Annotated in this window: 15 protein-coding genes; 2 read left to right on the forward strand and 13 right to left on the reverse strand. The window is 70.3% G+C overall.

Features of this window, described 5'->3' with window-relative positions; genetic code table 11:
• Positions 1 to 21 precede the first annotated feature (21 nt).
• From AB0O53_RS01135 to AB0O53_RS01160, 6 genes are all read right to left on the reverse strand, one after another.
• A complete protein-coding gene (locus AB0O53_RS01135) occupies positions 22 to 672 on the reverse strand; it encodes a hypothetical protein (RefSeq protein ID WP_350988477.1) in 651 nt (216 codons plus the stop codon).
• Positions 669 to 1,124: a DUF6114 domain-containing protein gene (locus tag AB0O53_RS01140; protein ID WP_365192546.1), complete on the reverse strand. Its 456-nt coding sequence runs from the start codon at positions 1,122 to 1,124 to the stop codon at positions 669 to 671. The genes AB0O53_RS01135 and AB0O53_RS01140 overlap by 4 nt, the downstream gene beginning before the upstream one ends.
• Positions 1,115 to 1,744, reverse strand: a complete 630-nt coding sequence (locus tag AB0O53_RS01145) for a DUF6230 family protein (protein ID WP_350988479.1) — start codon at positions 1,742 to 1,744, stop codon at positions 1,115 to 1,117. The genes AB0O53_RS01140 and AB0O53_RS01145 overlap by 10 nt, the downstream gene beginning before the upstream one ends.
• A gap of 107 nt (positions 1,745 to 1,851) precedes the next feature.
• Positions 1,852 to 2,619 carry a MerR family transcriptional regulator gene (locus tag AB0O53_RS01150; protein ID WP_350988481.1) on the reverse strand — a complete coding sequence of 256 codons (768 nt, stop codon included), beginning with the start codon at positions 2,617 to 2,619 and terminating at the stop codon, positions 1,852 to 1,854.
• 37 nt (positions 2,620 to 2,656) lie between these two features.
• Positions 2,657 to 3,859 carry a methyltransferase gene (locus AB0O53_RS01155; RefSeq protein ID WP_350988482.1) on the reverse strand — a complete coding sequence of 401 codons (1,203 nt, stop codon included), beginning with the start codon at positions 3,857 to 3,859 and terminating at the stop codon, positions 2,657 to 2,659.
• Between the two features lie 72 nt (positions 3,860 to 3,931).
• Entirely contained in the window at positions 3,932 to 4,282 is a 351-nt protein-coding gene (locus AB0O53_RS01160) for a tetratricopeptide repeat protein (protein WP_350988484.1), read from the reverse strand.
• Positions 4,283 to 4,387: 105 nt separating this feature from the next.
• On the opposite strand from AB0O53_RS01160, the gene AB0O53_RS01165 reads away from it, so the two are divergent.
• A complete protein-coding gene (locus AB0O53_RS01165; protein WP_365192549.1) occupies positions 4,388 to 5,353 on the forward strand; it encodes a pirin family protein in 966 nt (321 codons plus the stop codon).
• A 763-nt stretch (positions 5,354 to 6,116) separates the two neighbouring features.
• Here the strand turns inward: AB0O53_RS01165 and AB0O53_RS01170 are convergent.
• Positions 6,117 to 6,284 carry an LPXTG cell wall anchor domain-containing protein gene (locus tag AB0O53_RS01170; protein ID WP_365192551.1) on the reverse strand — a complete coding sequence of 56 codons (168 nt, stop codon included), beginning with the start codon at positions 6,282 to 6,284 and terminating at the stop codon, positions 6,117 to 6,119.
• A 581-nt stretch (positions 6,285 to 6,865) separates the two neighbouring features.
• Complete coding sequence (locus AB0O53_RS01175) at positions 6,866 to 8,017, reverse strand: SMI1/KNR4 family protein (protein ID WP_365192553.1); 1,152 nt, start codon at positions 8,015 to 8,017, stop codon at positions 6,866 to 6,868.
• A 383-nt stretch (positions 8,018 to 8,400) separates the two neighbouring features.
• Between AB0O53_RS01175 and AB0O53_RS01180 the strand changes: the two genes are divergently transcribed.
• Positions 8,401 to 8,568: a hypothetical protein gene (locus tag AB0O53_RS01180; protein ID WP_365192555.1), complete on the forward strand. Its 168-nt coding sequence runs from the start codon at positions 8,401 to 8,403 to the stop codon at positions 8,566 to 8,568.
• Between the two features lie 255 nt (positions 8,569 to 8,823).
• On the opposite strand, the gene AB0O53_RS01185 is transcribed toward AB0O53_RS01180, so the two are convergent.
• The 5 genes from AB0O53_RS01185 to AB0O53_RS01205 all read right to left on the reverse strand — a co-directional run bounded on the left by AB0O53_RS01185 (position 8,824) and on the right by AB0O53_RS01205 (position 15,371).
• Positions 8,824 to 9,843, reverse strand: a complete 1,020-nt coding sequence (locus tag AB0O53_RS01185; protein WP_365192557.1) for a helix-turn-helix domain-containing protein — start codon at positions 9,841 to 9,843, stop codon at positions 8,824 to 8,826.
• Between the two features lie 256 nt (positions 9,844 to 10,099).
• Positions 10,100 to 11,197, reverse strand: coding sequence for a hypothetical protein (locus AB0O53_RS01190; RefSeq protein ID WP_365192559.1), 1,098 nt, complete (start codon positions 11,195 to 11,197; stop codon positions 10,100 to 10,102).
• A gap of 61 nt (positions 11,198 to 11,258) precedes the next feature.
• Positions 11,259 to 12,212 (reverse strand): TolB family protein, encoded by a 954-nt coding sequence (locus AB0O53_RS01195; protein WP_365192561.1) that lies wholly within the window; start codon positions 12,210 to 12,212, stop codon positions 11,259 to 11,261.
• On the reverse strand, positions 12,209 to 13,480 hold the full coding sequence (locus tag AB0O53_RS01200; RefSeq protein WP_365192562.1) for an MFS transporter: 1,272 nt from the start codon (positions 13,478 to 13,480) through the stop codon (positions 12,209 to 12,211). The genes AB0O53_RS01195 and AB0O53_RS01200 overlap by 4 nt, the downstream gene beginning before the upstream one ends.
• A 61-nt stretch (positions 13,481 to 13,541) precedes the next feature.
• Positions 13,542 to 15,371: an RICIN domain-containing protein gene (locus AB0O53_RS01205; protein ID WP_365192564.1), complete on the reverse strand. Its 1,830-nt coding sequence runs from the start codon at positions 15,369 to 15,371 to the stop codon at positions 13,542 to 13,544.
• Positions 15,372 to 15,498 lie beyond the last annotated feature (127 nt).

The following is a 15,498-nucleotide window of genomic DNA, read 5'->3' on the forward strand; positions in this document are numbered from 1 at the left end:
CCGCGGCCGATCAGGGGCCGATCAGGGGCCGACGGTGATGTTCTGCGCCGGGTCGGTGACGTCGGAGACCTTGTAGACCGCGTTGAAAATGGACGCGGTCGCGCTCGTCGGGCAGCCGAACCCGCCGGTGACCTTGACCGGTACGGAGGCGTTGGTGAAGGTCAGGCTGGACGGACTGCCGTTGGCCCAGGTGCCAGCGACGTTCGCCGGGGCCGTGGGCGCGGCCGTGACCGTACAGGAGGCGAGCCCGGTCGTCTTGAGGACGAGCCCGCCGGTCGGGACGGTCATGGTGGCGGTGATCGGGGCGCCGTCCTGCATGGACACCGCCCACGCACCGCTGGTGGTGACCGTCGGGGTCACCCCCGGCATGCTGGAGGTGCAGGAGCTGTACGTCGGCGGCGAGATCGGCGAGGACACCGGCCCGGCCGGGTTGCTGTTGCCGGGGGCGGCCGGCACCGTTCCGGTGGAGACGGAGACCGTGCAGGTCACCGTCACCGAACCGGCCTTGAGGGTGGCCTTCCCGCTGAGGACGGCCTTGAAGTCGTGGCCTGCCGGGGTGACGGTGGTCGACCCGGCCACGGGCGCGGGAGCGGCGGAGGCGGTGACCGAGGCGAGCGCTATGGCTCCGGCGGCGGCCGTCCCGAGGGCGAGCGCGGTGCGCGTGCGGCTCATGGCTGTGCTCCTTGGGGATCGGAGTGCGGGGTGGGGGGAGGGGACGCGTCCCGGGGCGGGGCCGGATCCGGGCCCGGCGCCGCGCCCCCGGCGCGCTGGGCGGCGTACGGCTGCCATGCGAACATCAGGCCGCCGCCGACGATGCCGAGGAGGGTGCCGATCAGGAACCCGCCCAGGTTCGACAGGACCAGCGCGGCAGTGGCGATCAGGGTGGTGAGGACACCCGCGAGAGCGCGCTGGGACGGTGAGAACCAGGCGGTGAGGCCGAGCGCGACCATCACGATGCCCATCAGGACGGACGGGATCCCCGCCACGCCCTGCTGGAGCATCACCTTCAACGGCGCCAGCGGGAGGACGCAGATCCACGCCCCGGCCAGGATCGCGAACAGCCCGCCCCAGAAGGGCCTGCTGCGCCGCCACCGGCGCCACCGCTGACGGCGGCTCAGAAGCATTCCTTCTTGCCCTTGCTGACGTTCATACTGAGGCCGGAGAGCTTGAAGGTGCCGGCGTTCGTCGCCCACGCCGTCTGCTGGAGACCGGTGATGCGGACGGTGTCGGCCTGCTGGGCGAAGAGGTCCTGCATGCCCTGCGCGTCGGCCGGCCCCTTGTCGAGGGTGGAGGCGTCGCGCCCGATCTCGATGTTGCTGAAGACGGCGTCGCCGGAGAGCTGGGTCGCGTCGACGAACAGGTTGCTCGCCTCCACCGGGGTCTTCTTGCCCGCGGTGAGGTTGAGCGAGATGTCCCCGATCACCGGGAGCGTGGTGACCACGGACTGGCAGAGGTTGCTGAGCCTGGCCTCCCGGATGGCGGTGACGGCCACCGGGATGAGCTCCTCGCGGGCGTTGACGTCGACGCCGCCGTACTGGGCGAAGCCCTCGCCCTCCAGGCTGCTCGCCGACACCTTGAACTGCTGTCCCGACACGGCGAACGAGGCGGCCAGCGCGCCCTGGGCGAGGGCGATGCCGAGGCCGGCGGTCACCGCGACGGCGGGGACGGTCAGGACGGCGAACCGGCGCCAGCGGACGCGGCCGGAGTCGCTGTGATCGTCGGATAAATGGGGGGAACCGGTCATGGGAGCGTCCCTTATTTCGGCTGTGCACCGTTGTTACCGACGAGTTGAATGTAAGAGTGCCAATGGTGGTTGGCAAGGTTGTGCGAGCGCACCCTTTGAGCCGACTCCTACTGCTCCGTACGCAGCAGTTCGGCGACCTCCGCGTCCACCCGGCGGGCCATCGCCCGGGCGAACTCGGTGGCCACGACCTCGCCCGCCACCGGACGCAGGGCCGTCACCGCCGCCGTGATGTGCTGGAGCTGGGTGGCCGAAAGCAGCTCCAGCCCCTCCTTGCCGATCACATGCCGCCGGAACAGTCCGACGAACCGGTCCGCGAGCGCGGCCGCCTGTGCCTGGACGAACTCCCCGGCGTCCAGGATCTCCGCCAGCGGCACCCCCTGCCGCACCAGCGCCAGCGTCGCCTCCAGCAGCCGCCGGCTCGGGTAGGTGACCAGGTCCCCGTCGACCGTGACGTAGCCGAGCTCCGCGGCCCGCCGGGTGTCCTCGGCGGTGGCCGTCGGTCCGAACAGCTCGCGCAGCTCGGCCCGGGTCATCACCACCGGCTCCTCCTGCACCCAGTCGCGGGTCATCTCCCGCTCCAGGCCCAGCAGTTGCGACAGGCCGCCGCCCTCTTCCCAGGCGTTCAGCAGCTCCGCGATGCCGTTGACCGTGTAGCCGCGCCCCAGCAGGTCGCTGATCAGGCGCAGCCGGGTCAGGTGGTCGTCGGAGTACCAGGCGATCCGGCCCTCCCGGCGCGGCGGCGGGAGCAGCCCGCGCTCCTGGTAGTAGCGCAGGTTGCGCACCTTGACCCCGGCCGCCCGGGCCACGTCCTCCCGGCGGTAGCGCCCGCCGATGGCCGCCCCGTCACCGCTTCCGTCCCCCACCTGGCTGCTCACGCGCCAGAGTGTAGGACGTACCGGACGTACCGGCAGGTCACATGGGGCGCGTGCTGCGCGGGCGGTCCTCCTTGACCGCTCGCAGGACCACGAACTTCGGCTCGCTCGCGACGACTTCGCTGTTGCCGAAGAGCCGGCGCAGGTGGGTGTGGTAGCCCATGTGCCGGTTGGCGACGACCCACAGCTCGCCGCGCGTCCGCAGCGCCTTGCGCGACTGGGCGAACATGCGCAGCGCCGTCGCGTCCGTCGTGGCCTGGTGGGAGTGGAAGGGCGGGTTGCACAGGATCAGGTCGACCGAACCGGGGTCCAGCATGGCGACGCCGTCGCCCACGAGGAAGTCGGCCCGCTCGCGCTCGCGGTGCACGTTGGCGCGGAACGTGGCCTTCGCCGAGGCGACGGCCTGGTACGACTCGTCGGTGAAGACGACCTCCGCGCGCGGGTCCGCGACGGCGACGGCGGTACCGACGATGCCGTTGCCGCAGCCCAGGTCCACGACCCGGGCGCCGTCGGTGTTGGTCGGGATGCTCTGCAGGAAGAAGCGCGTGCCGATGTCGAGCCGGTCCGCGCAGAAGATCCCGGCGTGGTTGACGGCCGTCAGCCCGGCGCCCGAGCCCGCCTCCTGGTCCAGCTTGTACGTCACCGGCCACGGGTCGTCGCCCCGCGTCGCGGTCGCACCGGGCGTGCAGAAGATCAGCCGGGCCTTCTTCTCGGCGAGCGAGGTCCTGGTCGGGCCGAGGATCTTCTCGAAGAGGTTCAGCGTGGAGGTGTGGATCTCCTTGACCATGCCCGTGCCCACGACGACGGTGCCCGCGTGCACGTGCGGCGCCAGCCGGTACAGCTGGTCCTCCAGCAGCGCCAGGCTCTTGGGCACCCGTACGAGGAGTACGTCGATCCGCTCGGGCGGCGGGTCCTGCGTGGTCAGGAGCCGCACCGTGGACTTGGCGGTGCCGATGCCGGCCCGGTCCAGGTTCGCCGCGGTACCGGCCCGGGAGAGGTAGGAGTCGGTGATCTGCGTCGGACGGAACGCGGCCAGTGCCGTCGTCAGCGCTCCCCAGCGGTCACCGAGGATGGTGATCTGCCCGGCGCCGGCCAGGTCCACCGGACCGCGTTCCCCCGTACCGGAGTCGAGGTGGCGCAGCAGGTACTCGTCGGCGGCGTCCCAGGCGCGGAGCCGGTCGCGCGGGTCCTCGGGGAAGCGGGTGAGCTCGTAGGAGCCGAAAGGCGTGGTCAGACGGTTCATCGTGCCCCCAGGCTAACCGAGGAGGCCGCCCGGCCCCGCACGCACGGGCCGGGCCGTCCTTCGTACGGGCCGCTACTCGGGGAACTCGCCCGCCATCGCGGCGGCCATCCGCAGGTAGGGGCGCGCCTCGGCCGGCCGGCCCAGGCGCTCCAGGGTGCGACCGAGCATGAGCTGGGCGTAGTCCTCCACGGGCCAGCGCTCCAGCACCGCGCGCAGCTCGCGCTCGGCGCGGGTGAGCTGGGCGGAGTGGTAGTAGGCGCGGGCTAGCAGCAGCCGCGGAGCGAGCTGCTCGGGGGCCTCGCCGGTCAGCGGCTCCAGGATGCGGGCGGCCGTCGCGTACTCCCGCGCCTCGAAGAAGAGCTGGGCGCGCGCCCAGCGCTCGGCTGCCGTCCCGTGCCCGTAGTACTCCGTCGGCGCGTTCATCGCGTCCCTTCCGCCGTTCAGGTGGTTCGTCCGCTGCCTCCAACACGCCTGGCAGCCGGAACATTCCACTCAACACCGCCGCCCCCTCGGGGCTAGGTTGTGCCCATGAGCAATCTCGATCGCCAGCCCGCTCTCTCCGCCTGCGGCGGCCGCGGCTTCGTCGTGGCCGAACCGGTGCGCGAGCTCCTCAGCCCGCGCACGGTCAAGCTCGGGGAGTCCACCGAGGTCCGCCGACTCCTGCCGAACCTGGGGCGCCGCATGGTGGGCGCCTGGTGCTTCGTCGACCACTACGGTCCGGACGACATCGCCGACGAGCCCGGCATGCAGGTCGCGCCGCATCCGCACTCCGGGCTCCAGACGGTCAGCTGGCTCCACGAGGGAGAGGTGCTGCACCGCGACAGCGTCGGCAGCCTGGAGACGATCCGCCCGCGCGAGCTGGGCCTGATGACCTCGGGCCGCGGCATCAGCCACTCCGAGGAGAGCCCGCGGCCGCACGCGCGCCTCCTGCACGGCGCCCAGCTGTGGGTGGCCCTGCCGGACGCCCACCGCAACGTCGAACCGCACTTCCAGCACCACGCGGACCTGCCGACGGTCACGGCCCCGGGGCTGACGGCGACGGTCATCCTCGGCACCCTGGACACGGCGACCTCGCCCGGCACGGCGTACACCCCGATCGTGGGCGCGGACCTGACCCTGGCGGCCGGCACCGAGACCCGGCTCCCCCTCGACCCGGACTTCGAGTACGCGGTCCTGTCGATGTCCGGCGAAGCCCACGTCGACGGCGTCCCGGTCCTCCCGGGCTCGATGCTCTACCTCGGCTGCGGCCGCACGGAACTCCCCCTGCGCGCGGCCTCGGACGCGGGCCTGATGCTCCTGGGCGGCGAACCGTTCGAGGAGGAGATCGTGATGTTCTGGAACTGGATCGGCCGGTCCCACGAGGAGATCGCCCAGTTCCGCGAGGACTGGACGAACGGCACCCGCTACGGCGAGGTCAAGGGCTACGACGGCCCTCCGATTCCGGCTCCCGAACTCCCGTCGACGCACCTGAAGGCCAGGGGTAGGGTGCGTTGACCTGCTGCTTTATGTGGATGGGGGCTGGGGCGGGAATCGCACCCCAGCCCTCCGCTTCTCCTGATGGAAGAGAAGCGTCCGGGCATGGTCAGACAGCCGCTGGTACCGGTGGTCGAGTCTCATCTGTAGCAGGCTGTAATCAGCTCTGCTCAGACGAATGTTGACCTTTTGCTGACTTTACTGACGAGTAGTTAGATTTGCTCGCGGGCCGCACCCAGTCCCAGTGTCCGTAGCGGTCGGCGGGATCTGTCATTGCGGCGTCGGGGCCTGAGACCTTGTCGGCGGAGCAGCCAAGGGCTGCCATCCGTCACTGGGGTGCGTGCGTGGGCGCGTTCCAGTCCCTTGTGGACAGGTGACAACAGCCTCGCTGGTCAGGTCTCGACCGGGAGGCGGACCTGGAAGCCGGTGCTCGTGGAGACCCGACCAGCTTGGCGAGGGACCATCGCCGCGGGTGCGGGGAGTAGCGGGTCGGCGCCGCACGGCCGCCTCTTTCGATTCACGAACTCTTGCGCCTTCGCAGTTGGCGATGTGCGCGCCGCCGTACCTCCATCGCATGGAGGTACGGTGGCACCCTCAGCCTGCGACTGCACCCGACCGCCATGGTCTGGCGGACAGTGACCAGGGGCTTTCTCTTGTCGGCGCGATGAGGGGAGGTTCACTGGAACTCGTGATCGGAGATGCCGTGGCCGGTCGATCGAACGATTTGCAGTCTCCCGCTGCCGAGCAGTCTCACCGCCCGGCAGCGGAAACCGTCATGGAGTGATCAGCCCCTCCGGTCGGTCGCGCGGCGCTTCGTCGCCTTCTTGCGGCCGAGGACGATGCCGCCGGCGATCAGGGCGCTGCCGAGGGCGAGGATGATCGGGGTGCGGTCGGGCGTGCCGGTTTGGGCCAGGGGTTCGTTGTCGGTGTCCAGGTCGGCGCCGGTGTCCATCGGGATGTCGTCGGTGGATCCGGTGGCCGGGGCGGCTGCCGTCGAGCCGGTCGCGGAGGGGGAAGCGGTGGCCGACGCGGCGGGGGGTGAGGTCGGCGCCGTGGACGGAGCACAATCGGATCCCGCGTCTGGACCCCCAACCCCGCCCTGAGGTCCGCCTGGACGCTGGTTGTCGCTCCTGGCGACACGACGTCGACACGGCCCGCATCGAGTCCACCACGACCGACCCGCATTGAGCCGATCAGCCAGCTGTACACGCCCGTACTCCAGCCCAGGGAGACGGTTCCGAGCCTTCGTGGAGGCCTCCTGAACACCGTGCTGCCGTCCACCGCCGTGCCCTGTGGCTCTTCCCATCGGGATTTTCCATCACCGGCCCCGGCAGCATCCGGACGCCCCAGCGGGGCATCCTTGGCGCGTACCTCGGGCCACAGCGGACTCATCACACTTGTTGATCTACCTCGGGGGCGTGACGGCTTGAGCGTCTTCTATGCATGTCTGGGGCTTCCCGTTGCCGCACTAGTCGTATTCCTGCTGTGGAGCGACAGAGCCACGCGCTCATGGGTAACCCCAACTCTCTGGGGTCAGCCCTGGTCTTGGGCGTATTGAGCTGCGTGCCAGCTGGAGTCGATGGCGGGGTTGCGCAGGGTCCCCCAGAAGCGATCGTCAGGTATCGGTGGCAGTGGCGGGTTGCCCAGGTCCGCGTGCAGATCCATACGCCAGTCGACAGCGAGGCGGCCGCGGATGCTCGCGCTCTCGCACACGGACCTGTAGGGCGAGCCCCAGATCCCGTACACCATCTTCTCCGCGGCCCACCGGCGAGGAGAGTCCCGGCGAGTATCCGCCTGAACGATCACCGTGCGCAGGCGCAGTGCGAGCGGGCCGGTTTGTTCTGGAGGTGGCGGGGCTTCGCCCCGTTCCAGCGCGTCCAGGACCGTCTTGATCTCCGGGTACTTGTCCAGGCCCGTTTCGACGGCCACTCTACGCAGCTGCTTGCGTGCGGCTTCGGCCACCTGCTCACGTGGCAGGACCGCGAGGAGCGCCCCAAGCTCCTCCAGCCCATCCAGGGCTCCGACGTGGAGGACATCGGTGGGGCTGCAGGACAGGTCCAGCTCCGGCAACTGCTCATCCGGCCCCGGAAGGGGGTCGTCGGCACTGCCCCAGTCCGGGCCTGGAAGCACGGCCCACTCCCAGAACAGTCGGCCGTTGAACGTGACGGCACCCCCGACCTGGCCGCTCTCCAGCTGGTCGGCCAGCTCTTCCAGATACATACCCAGCGAGTCGGCCCGTCCGAAGTCGGTGCCGGTCTCGTCGAAGAACCGCCCGATGGCACCGTAGGAGCCCTGCCCACGGCGGCAATCGACCGTCAGACCGTCAGATGTCACCCCGTAGGAACCGAACTTCAGGTAGCCGTCGATCCAGTAGGACTCGGCGTTCTCCTCGTCCAGGTCCGCGGCGATGTCGCGCATCCACTGCGTGTCCTCGACGATCTCGCCGACTCCTAGCAGCCGGTCGTGCGTGCTGAAACAGAACGCGTCCGCCCCGTCCAGAGCCCCGTTGTGCCGAAGCAACGACGCGACCAGGTCGGGAGGAAAGGCGACGCCCAGAACCTCCTCCGCTGCGGCGATCTCCTCATGCCCGGCGGGCGGCCTCAACGTGGCGAAGGTGCGAGGCGCGTGCTCACGCAGCCAAGCATCGATGCGGTCCCATGATTCCTGGACCAGGTCATTTCTCATGGGCTGACCCTAGAGACAGCCACTGACAGTTTGATCGCGGCCCACCGGCCGCCACGGAGAGCGGGGGCACCCGTCGGGCCCTGTTCAGCGCCTGGCTTGCAAATCTGGCAGTCCACCCCCGCCAACTCTGCTCACGGGTCAGGTGATGGGCTCAATCTCACTCACGTGTTCGTCGATACCGGGCCCGCCAAGTACGTGGCCAGCCGCCACCAAGCGTGTCCAGTCACGAACCCGGAGGGGGGAGAGTTTCCCCCCCTCGGCGCCGGACTCGGTCCACAGGGCTCCGTTCGAGCGTCGGTTCGTGGCCGCCGTGAACCGCACGGCCGCCCGTACCGGAGGAGCCGCCATGCCCGATCCCACCGCCCTGCCGCTCACCCACCCCGATGACCCCGAACACGGCGATCAGCGCGTTCAGCTACCTCCGTGCCGTCCAGGCTCAGGACATCGAGGCCGCCCGCGAGTTCACCGGCGTCGAGCCGCGGATGGCCGAACTGCTCGTCGACGCCGTCGAACGGATCGTCGTCCCCGTCACCGCCCTGCCCGGCCCGTAGGTGCGTGTCACTGGTCCCGATGCGGTTCGGCCGGTGGGCCTCGTACCCCGGGCGTCGGGGATCGCAGCACCGCTCCGAGAGGATTCCGTTTGCCGTGGCGCCGGCGGTGCGAAGGCGCCGGCAGCGGCAGTTCTTCCCGCCCTCCTCCCGTACGCTGCGGACTTCACCTGCGGGGGCTGCCGCAGCCGAACCCACCCGGACCACAGAATTCTCAGAAGCAAAGTTGTGTAGTGCCCCCAGCAGAGCCGGGGTTGGTCAGATCCAGCCGTTGCGTGCCGCGTGGAGGGCCATCTGGAAGCGAGTCGTCGAGCCGGCGCGGGAGTTCATCACCTCGAGGTGGCGGGACAGCGTGCGGCGGCTCACGCCGAGGAGTTCGGCGATGGTGTCGTCGCTGACGCCGGTGGCCAGGAGCTCCAGGATGCGTCGGTGTACCGGTTGCAGGCTGCACGGGACGCGTTCGTTGAGGTGCATCGGCAGCGCGGAACGCCACGAGGTCTCGAAGAGGCCCGTCAGTGCCGACAGCAGGCTGGAGGGATGGACCATCAGCAGGTAGTCCTTTACCTCGGACTCGACGTACGACATCGAGACGATCGCCAGGCGCTGGTCGTAGACGGTCAGTTTCACCGGGACCGTCGGCAGGACCCTGGCCTGCTCACCCGCCGCGATGCAGGGCTTGATGTTGATGTTGTAGTAGTCCGCGTTCTGGACGGCGGACCTGGAGTAGACGACGCGGTATTCCACGCCGTTGCCGAGTTTCTCGATCTCTACTGGGTTGGCCGTGCAGTGTGTGTGGTACGGCGGGGAGTCGAAGCGGAGGACCTGTGACTCGGCGGCCTCCTCGATGTTCCAGATGCGTTCGGCGACGTGCGGGCCTCTGATCACTTCGATCAGGTCCTCCGTTCCCTGCGGGGTCACGGAGCGCCGGTAGTCGCGATAGGCCTGCTTGGCCGCCAGGTGCGCCTGCTGCACCTCGGCCGCGCGGGTGTGGGCCATGGCTTCCAGCGCAATCGACGGCTCTACGGGTGTGTGCTCGCCCCCGTCCGTTCCCGTGGTGGTGATCAGCCCCAGCCTGCGCAGGTGCGCCACGTCGCGGTCCAGCACCCGAGCCGCGAAGAGGAGGTGCCCGGTCTCGCGGCCGCCCCGGTGGCGGCCCATCCGCACTGTCAGGTCCTCCGTCCCACCGGGCCCCTCTGCGAGGAGGCAGGCGTAGATCTCCGCCTGCATGCGGGTCAGCCCCAGACGGCACAGCTGACCCCGTATGTCTTCGTCCCCCATCGAACCGCCCCGTGTGAGAAATAAAGCCATGATCATTTTGTCATGCTCAGTGATGCATTCGCAAAATGATCGGCAGGAGCATGTCCAAGGCCCGGCACCTGCACCGGAGGGCGCCGTCCCAGCACCGGCGACCGCTCCGGGGCAAGGATGACGGCGCAGTCCCCGACCAGAAGGACCGGGAAAGGGCATTCCGCTTATGGGCTCCTATGCTCTCCCACCTCTGCGGCTGTCTCGAACGGCTCGCCCGGCCACAGCGCTAGCGGCGGAAGCCCCTGCGGGGGTTCCTGGTTGAACGGGGGTCGAAGGGGGTGAACCAGGCGGTCCGGCCGAGGCCGGCCGGGCCCGTGCTGCCGGTGTGGAAGAGCATGAGGACGTCTTCGTTGCGGAAGGGCGGATGGGAGAGGTCGTAGTCGTCCCGGTGCTGCGGGAGCCTGTTGTGCTCGTCGTCCTCGCAGAGATCCTCCAGGTGGGCGGGAACGTCCTGGACGGCAAGGTGGAGGGCCACCTCCTCGGCGGTGCAGGTGGGCTCGGGCACATGCCCGTCCACGAGGTCGCCGGCCAAGTCGTCGAAGGCGCGCGCCATCCGCCGCCGCCAGCGGTGGTCGGCGCTCCAAGTGACCGGGGGCAGCCGGTCGAAGACCTCGGGTGACGCGGGGCCGGCGTCGGACAGGAGACGGTCCGCGAGGTACTGCGCGTCGTCATAGGCCTGGTCGGCGAGAACGGCCAGCGCTGTGTGGAGGAGGTCGGCGGTACGGGGAGTGAGCTGCCACCGGTGTTTCCCTGCTTGCCGGTCCGCGACCGTGCACGGGCGGTTGCGGGGGGCGAAGAGGGACGCGAAGTCCGGTGTCCGGCCGGCGGGGACGGATCCGGTCCGCTCGTCCGGCGGACGCGCGGCACCGCGGTGAGCCGGTCCGCCCGCACCGCCGGGGCCGGAACCGGAACCGGGACCGGGTGCGCGTACAGGTAGGAGCAGCGGGGCGGGAACGGGATTGAGGGTGTGGAGTTCTGCGGTGCTCCGGTGTTCCAGGGGCCGGGTACCGGCGACGTCGGGGTGCGCGGTGAGGGCGGTCATGGCCCCGATCAGGTCGCGTGGGTCGTCCTGGTCGCGTTCGGATGCCGGCAGCGGCCGCCATCCGCGTTCGGCCGCGGCGTGCAGGAGCGCGTCCTCGTCGGTGACGCGGTACTCGTAGGTGTGCGTGATCCGCAGGACCGCGCCCCGCTGTTTCCGTGGCCGTGAACGGGGCGGACTGGTGAGCGGCGAGGCCAGAAGAAGCTCCCGGCGTCGGGGGTCGGGGAGGTGCGGGTGGTGGACGGCCTGGGCCTGGTCGGAGTGCGGGAGGGAGTGCTGGTGCATGCTCGGTCTGTTCCTCACGGGCGGTTCGGCGGGGCCGCTGGGGTCGTCGCGGGGCCCGCCGTCAACGTGCGCTTGTCGTCATGGACGGGGAACTGCCCTCTGCCAGTTGCACCGGCTTTCCGGAACCGTCGGCGGGGACCGCGTAGACGAAGGACTTGCCCTGTTCCGTCCTGCCGTAGGCGACGGTGGTGTCGTCGAGCCAGGCGGCCTGGTCGTCGATGCCGGCGGGTGCGGCAAGCGGCGTGTCTTGACCCGTGCCCAGGTGCAGGACGTGGAGTTGCCAGTCGGCCCCGACGCGCTTCTTGTAGGCGATGCGGGTTTCGTCGGGTGACAGGGAGGGGCACTCCACGTTCGTGCGCAAGGCGGTGAGTTCGCGCGTGGTGAGGTCTCCGCGCATGAGGTGGGTGGAGCCGTTCGCGGACATGGTGGCGTAGAAGGTCCGGTCGTCGGCGGCGAAGGTGATGCCCCAGAAGTTGCGGTCCTCGGGTGGGGTGGGCTTGCCGTCGAGGAGGACGGTGAAGTCTTCCAGGGAGCCGTAGTGGTCACCGTTGCGGAGGTCGTAGATCCCGGCGGTGGTGGAGAACTGGCCGGAGGCGGCGTAGGAGTCGCCGGAGCGGAAGACGGTCCAGGCGACCAGGTGCCCGGTCGGGGAGACGCGGGCCCTGCTGGGGTTGCCCCAGACGGGCAGGGTGACCGCGGGTGCGGTCCGGCCGGGCCGGTAGATGCGCACTTCTGAGGAGAACGGGCCGGGCAGGCCCTGCAGGCAGACCAGGGTTCCGGCGGCGACGGCGGCGCGGCGGCAGGCCGGTCCGGTGCCGATGTCCGTGCCTTCGCGGGTCTTCTGGTGGACCCGGGTGCCGTGGGCGTCGACGACGACGAGGGTCCCCGGCCGGGTCAGCTGCAGGGTGGCGGTGTCCGGTGCGGCTGTGGCTCCCCGCCAGGCGACGGTGGCCGCGGCCGTGCCGAGCAGGGCGACGATGAGGGCGGTGGCGCTCACGGTGCGGGTGAGGTTCATGTGTCCTTCCCGGGTCGGTGGATCAGGCGGGCGGCGGCGACAGCGGCCATGAAGGCGCAGCCGAAGACGGCGAAGGCGGTGGTGAGTCCGCCTAGGGCAGCGGCGGTGCCGAAGGCGAGCGCTCCGGCAGCCCGGGCGAGGGACTGCGCGGTCTGGACGACGGCCAGGCCGGTGGTGCGTGTCTCCTGGGGGAGGAGGGGCGCGATGTGTGCCATGAGGACGCCGTCGGTGGCGGCGTAGAAGAGGCCGTACAGCAGGAGGGTGAGGGCGGTGGCGGGCCATCCGGTGAAGGGGGCCAGCCAGAGGAAGAGGTAGGCGGCCAGGGCGGCGAGGTGGCCGCAGAGGAACAGGGGCCAGCGGCCGATGCGGTCGGCGAGGACGCCGACCGGTACGGCCGCCGTCATGAAGACGAGTGCGGTGCCGATGGGCAGGAGCGGGAGGGTTTCGGCCGGCAGGTCCAGGCGGCGTTGCAGGCCGATGTAGAAGGACATGTCGCCCACGGTGAGCAGTCCCAGCAGTGCGGCTGCCAGGGTGCAGCGCCGGATGGCGGGGGTGCGCAGGGAGGCGAGGCGTTCGCGCAGGCCGAGGCCGCGTTCGCGGGGGGTGAGGAGCGGGCCGCGGCGGACGAAGGCCACGATGGCGACGACGCCTGCGGCGGCGAGGCAGAAACTGACCTGGAAGGCGGTGTCGTAGTCGCCCGGGACGGCGAGGAGCACGGCGAAGGCGATCAGAGGGCCCAGGAGGGCGCCGCAGGTGTCCAGGGCTCGGTGGACTCCGAAGGCACGGCCGAGGTCGGCCGCGGGGACGGCGGAGGTGATGAGCGCGTCGCGGGGTGCGGTGCGGATGCCTTTGCCGATGCGGTCGGCTGCCACCAGGGCGCCGACGGCGGGTGCCGATCCGACGGCGGGGAAGGCGAGTTTGGTCAGTGCGGAGAGGGCGTATCCGCAGGTGGCGACGGCTTTGGAGTGCCCGAACCGGTCGGCGGCGTATCCGCCGCCGATCCGGAACAGGGCGGTGGCACCGGTGTGGAGGCTGTCCAGTGCGCCGAGTTGCAGGTAGCCGATGCCCAGTCCGTACATCAGGTACATGGGCAGGATCGCGGTGACCATCTCCGCCGAAGCGTCGGTGAGGAGACTGACCAGGCCCAGGGTCACGACGGTGGCGGGCACCTTCGATTTCGTGGTGTCGCCGCGGGTCGCGGGGGTTGCGTGCGGCCCGGGGATGGTGTCGCGGCTGGGGTCGGTGGCTCTGGCCTGTGACAGATACATCGTGACGCTCCGGCGGAGGAGGTGGTCGGGGCGGGGTGGGCCTGCGGGTGGTGTCAGGGCGTCAGGTGGCGGTGTTGAACTTCCACTGCTGGCTGGCGCGCCCGTCGCAGGAGTTCTGGACGATGCGGGCTCCGTCGGACTTGGAGCTGCCCGTGACGTCCATGCACTTGCCGCTGTGCTGCGCGGTCGCCGTGAATCCGCTGCCGGAGGCGGTCATCTTCCACTTCTGGTCCGCTGCCGTACTGCAGGTGCGTTGCTGAACGGCTGTTCCGTCGCTGGTGGAGCCGGGGGCGCCGGCGACGCAGAGGCCGCTGCTCTTGACCTTGAGCTGGTAGGTGCCGTCGGAGTTCTTGGTGGCGGTGAACTTCTGGTTGTTGAAGTTGCCGCCGGTCCACTGCACCAGGTGGCCGCCGTCACCGTTGCCGGCGGGGCTGTCGAGTGCCTTGCCGGAGTTCGCGTTGACCAGCTGGTACGTCGTTCCCGATGTGGGTCCGCCCGGGCCAGGGGTGGGGGTGGGGCCGGTGGACGTCGGGGTCGGCGTGGGTGTCGGCGTGGGTGTCGGCGTGGGTGTCGGGGTGGGTGTCGGGGTGGGGCCGGGGCCGGGGCCGTTGCCCTTGGTGTGGCAGGTGCCGCTGACGGAGTCGGTGAAGGTGCGGCCGGCGACCGGCTTGAAGGCGAAGGAGTATCCGGTGGAGGTGAGGTCGAACTGTCCTACGCCGTAGGTGTTGTTGTTGAACACCTCGGAGGGTCCGGAGGAGGTGTTGCGGGCGCTGTAGAGGGCGCGGCCGCCGGTGCCGATCACGAAGGACCGTATGCCGTTGGCGGTGTCCTTGGTGCCGTTGGACAGGGCGGGGGCGAACCGCTCGTAGTGGTGGTCGTGGCCCCATACGGCGACATCGGCTTTGTAGTCGGTGAGTGCCTTCATCAGGGGGGCCGTGCCGCTGCTGTCGCCGTGGTCGCCGGAGGAGAAGCGGGCGTGGTGCCAGTAGGCCAGCGTGCACGGTTTGGTGCTGGCCGCCAGGTCGGCGCGCAGCCACTTCTCCTGGGCGCTGCCGGCGCTGGTGCTGATGTTGGAGTTGAGGGCGACCATGTGCCAGTCGCCTACGTCGACGCTGTAGTAGCCCTTGTCCCGGTCGCCGGTCTTGACTCCCTTGCCCTGGTAGTAGTCGAAGTAGCCGGCCGCACCGGTGGTCTTGTACTCGTGGTTGCCGGGCGAGGGGTGGACGATGGAGTTGAATTTGCCCCAGTTCTTGTCGTAGGCGCCGTTGAACTCGGAGAGCTTTCCGGATTCGTAGGCGTTGTCGCCGGCGGTGATCACGGCTGCGGGTGCCATGGCGGTCACCACGGGGGCGGTCTGGTTGCAGGCTTCGCCGCAGATGTCGCCTGCTGCGGCCACGCGGACGGAGGCGGCTGCCAGGGCCTGTCGGCCGGACTGGTGGGCGTCGATGGCGTAGCTGCTGCCGGCCTGGGTCAGCTTGGGGGTGATGGTGACGCAGTTGCCGTCGAAGGCGCGGGTGAAGAAGTCTTTGGCCGTTCCGTTGCTGGAGGTGAGGGTGTAGGTGCCGCCGGAGGAGCCGGTGAGGGTGATGGTGTCGTTGCCGCGGAGTGTCAGGTCGGTGAAGCGCAGTCGTAGCCAGCTCGCGCCTTCGGAGCACACCTTGCGTTCGGCGGTCGTGGCGGCTTTCGAGGTGTCGCCGCTGATCCTGGCGGTGGTGATGGTGGCGCCGGGCTCGGCGAGCTGGGCCACGGCGGTGCCTGGTGCGGGGTCCTCGGCAGGGGGCTGGCCGGCGGATGCGTTGACCATGAAGCCGCCGGCTATGAGGGCGGCGATGGAGGTCGCGATCAGCAGGTTCCTGCCGTGGTGGTGCTGCGCCGGTTCTCGTTCGTGCATGTTCTCTCCATGAGGGGTTGAGGGGCTGGGCCGGGTTGGGCCGCCGTGGGGGTGCGGGTCCGCCGGAGGGGCGTGGTGCCCGTCGCGGGGATCCGTACGGGCCGCCGGCGGCGCCGGTGGGGGGCGG

The organism is Streptomyces erythrochromogenes, assembly GCF_040684695.1.
Lineage (GTDB): Bacteria > Actinomycetota > Actinomycetes > Streptomycetales > Streptomycetaceae > Streptomyces > Streptomyces erythrochromogenes_C.

Excerpts from the sequence above, each read along its gene's own strand:
- AB0O53_RS01135 (WP_350988477.1), bottom strand. The coding sequence starts at position 672 with ATGAGCCGCACGCGCACCGCGCTCGCCCTCGGGACGGCCGCCGCCGGA.
- AB0O53_RS01140 (WP_365192546.1), bottom strand. The coding sequence starts at position 1,124 with ATGCTTCTGAGCCGCCGTCAGCGGTGGCGCCGGTGGCGGCGCAGCAGG.
- AB0O53_RS01145 (WP_350988479.1), bottom strand. The coding sequence starts at position 1,744 with ATGACCGGTTCCCCCCATTTATCCGACGATCACAGCGACTCCGGCCGC.
- AB0O53_RS01155 (WP_350988482.1), bottom strand. The coding sequence starts at position 3,859 with ATGAACCGTCTGACCACGCCTTTCGGCTCCTACGAGCTCACCCGCTTC.
- AB0O53_RS01160 (WP_350988484.1), bottom strand. The coding sequence starts at position 4,282 with ATGAACGCGCCGACGGAGTACTACGGGCACGGGACGGCAGCCGAGCGC.
- AB0O53_RS01165 (WP_365192549.1), top strand. The coding sequence starts at position 4,388 with ATGAGCAATCTCGATCGCCAGCCCGCTCTCTCCGCCTGCGGCGGCCGC.
- AB0O53_RS01170 (WP_365192551.1), bottom strand. The coding sequence starts at position 6,284 with ATGGACACCGGCGCCGACCTGGACACCGACAACGAACCCCTGGCCCAA.
- AB0O53_RS01175 (WP_365192553.1), bottom strand. The coding sequence starts at position 8,017 with ATGAGAAATGACCTGGTCCAGGAATCATGGGACCGCATCGATGCTTGG.
- AB0O53_RS01180 (WP_365192555.1), top strand. The coding sequence starts at position 8,401 with ATGACCCCGAACACGGCGATCAGCGCGTTCAGCTACCTCCGTGCCGTC.
- AB0O53_RS01185 (WP_365192557.1), bottom strand. The coding sequence starts at position 9,843 with ATGGGGGACGAAGACATACGGGGTCAGCTGTGCCGTCTGGGGCTGACC.
- AB0O53_RS01190 (WP_365192559.1), bottom strand. The coding sequence starts at position 11,197 with ATGCACCAGCACTCCCTCCCGCACTCCGACCAGGCCCAGGCCGTCCAC.
- AB0O53_RS01195 (WP_365192561.1), bottom strand. The coding sequence starts at position 12,212 with ATGAACCTCACCCGCACCGTGAGCGCCACCGCCCTCATCGTCGCCCTG.
- AB0O53_RS01200 (WP_365192562.1), bottom strand. The coding sequence starts at position 13,480 with ATGTATCTGTCACAGGCCAGAGCCACCGACCCCAGCCGCGACACCATC.
- AB0O53_RS01205 (WP_365192564.1), bottom strand. The coding sequence starts at position 15,371 with ATGCACGAACGAGAACCGGCGCAGCACCACCACGGCAGGAACCTGCTG.